Origin of the sequence: Vibrio sp. 10N.222.48.A3, from assembly GCF_041475345.1 — a bacterium.
In the GTDB taxonomy this organism is placed as follows: Bacteria; Pseudomonadota; Gammaproteobacteria; order Enterobacterales; family Vibrionaceae; genus Vibrio; species Vibrio tasmaniensis_A.
The window spans coordinates 1-2,176 of sequence record NZ_JBFRVX010000015.1; the positions used below are offsets into that span (position 1 = coordinate 1).

At 48.4% G+C, this 2,176-nt stretch carries 1 protein-coding gene and 1 pseudogene; both read right to left on the bottom strand.

The features are described 5' to 3' along the window. Positions 1-1,731, bottom strand: a 1,731-nt coding sequence (gene mobF / locus AB4653_RS00330) for a MobF family relaxase (protein ID WP_137002682.1), incomplete at its 3' end; no start/stop codon positions are given. 72 nt (positions 1,732-1,803) lie between these two features. Further along, positions 1,804-2,176: pseudogene (locus AB4653_RS00335) on the bottom strand (hypothetical protein); the annotation flags it as partial.

Consider the following 2,176-nt stretch of genomic DNA (forward strand, 5'->3'; position numbering starts at 1 on the left):
CTGACGGCTTGATACGCGGTTAAGCATCACCACTTTACTGCTCGATTGTTTGGCTTTATCGGTGAGGGCCAACAATTCATTGGCGCTCATCTTATTGGCGTCATCGATGAGCAAGACATCTTTATTGGTCAGCGGCGTATCGCTTTGCAATAAGCTGTGGGTGGTGTGGCGCTGCTCTTCTGAAAAGAGCTGACCAACCCAAGCGCTGAGTGTTTGACTTTTGCGCTGTACGCTCTCCATGCTATCAGCCTTGGCTTTCACGCTTTGGGAGACCAATTGGACACGTTTACCGCTGTGATTACCTACATTGAGTAGTTGCTGCGCAATATCTTGTGATGAGCCATGCACATTGACCACGTGGAACTGTTTGGTGGAGTGGTACAGGTCGGTCAGTATACGCTGCTGGTTTTCAGAGATAGCGAGCTTGTTGAGCGTGCTGGATTCAACGTGGGTGCGCATGTGATGCGCACGACCTTGGGTGCTGTCGATAAGCGCTTGTTCGTTATCAATTAAGCCTTTGGTGGTGTATTGCCCTTTGTGACTGAGTCCTATCAAGTCGCCCTGCTTAATCATTTCATCCGCGACTTTTTTGATATCAAGGGCGTTGAGTTGCACGCCGCCTTTGGTGAACTCTGAGGCGGTGAGTTCAATGATTTTTTCAAGGTGTAACGCGGTGCTGTATTGCCCTAGATGGTCAATGGCTCTGCTGATGGCGGCTTTGGTTTCACCAAGTGGTGGGGTGTTTTGCGCTTCTTTTACTTGTTGCGCCATGGTGACAAGCTCTGCGGGTTCATACCCTTGCTCTTTTACGGTGCTTTGCCACTGTTTGTTGAGGTTGTCGTTACTCTGGTGGGTTTTGCTTTTACGAGTGTCGAGGGTCGCGACATCTCGCGCGGCGCGAGAGTCAAAGCCTAAATCGAGTGTGCGTTGATCAATTTGCTGTTTGCGAGTGGACGATGCATCAAGAATAGGCTGAGGGACACCGCTGATTTCGAACTGACCGTTGCCGACGCCTCGCGTGGAATAACCGAGGGTTTCTGCCTCCTTAGCTAATTGGCTCTGGTACAAGATACCGTAGTATTTTTGGAAGTTGTAGATGCGCTCGCCTGTGCCGTTAATGACGCCCCCTTTTTGTTTTAAGCTGGTTGATAAAGCGCGTAAATCCCCTTCTTGGTCTCGAGTCATGTTAGCTGCGAGAGCGTGCGAGTGCACTTGCATGTCGTTTTCACGGCTGGTCTTGTGGCGCACGACCGCAAATATCATCGAATCCGTATTTTCGTATTCTTGAACGCCTTTCTTATGAGTGACTTTGACTTGTGCAACGTCTTTTTCAAGCTCTGTTAAGGCGAACTTCACTGCGTTGTTATGCGCTTCTATTAGGCGGGTGTCCCCGCCAATAAGCGCGAGAACACTGATGGATTTAGGCGCAGAAAACGTCAGGTCGAAGCCTGATTTGTGTTTCCCCCTTTTCCCTTTAATAGTTTCATCACCAAGACTGCCTGAGAGGACCGATTCTAAGGTGGCTTGCTCTACGGGTTTGCCAGCCAGTCCCGCTTCGATGGCCAGCTTGCCATGCCAGAAGGTGTTTTCTTCTTGGTCTTTTTCTTTGAGGTAATAGTTATCACCGGCATCTTTTTCTAAAGAGACGTCAGGTAGGTCTTTGGGGGTTTCTTCGCTTAGGTAGTACTTTGCAGCGCCAGAAGCGGATTTAAGAGGGCTGATAGAAAGCATGACGGTGTTCCCTTGTGTAATGCCAATCACCAATGATGGCGATGAATTGAGTGGTGGGTGCTGTTACTGCGGTTACAAAATGATCCCAACACAAGCAAATGAATTGCTAGCGGTTAACGTTCTTTCTTCGTGAATGGTGACGCCATTTTCATCAAGGTGAATGGACGTAATGCCCGCTTTAAATCGGTCTAACGCTATTATTTCTTCCTTGGTTAAATGCTTGCCATGAGTCAGGCATTCTAGACGGTTAAAGCTATATTCATCGGCGGCCATTGCTGGTTTCGAAGAATCAGAATGCTTCATGCACTCATTGCCATACAGCCAATCTTGAGCACACTCTATATTTGGCTCTAACTGGTAAGTCATATGATGGGTGACGCTTGAAAAAGAATGGGACCGGCTTGTCCATTTGTAGCTCACTTGAAAGCAATCAACCTCATCGGGA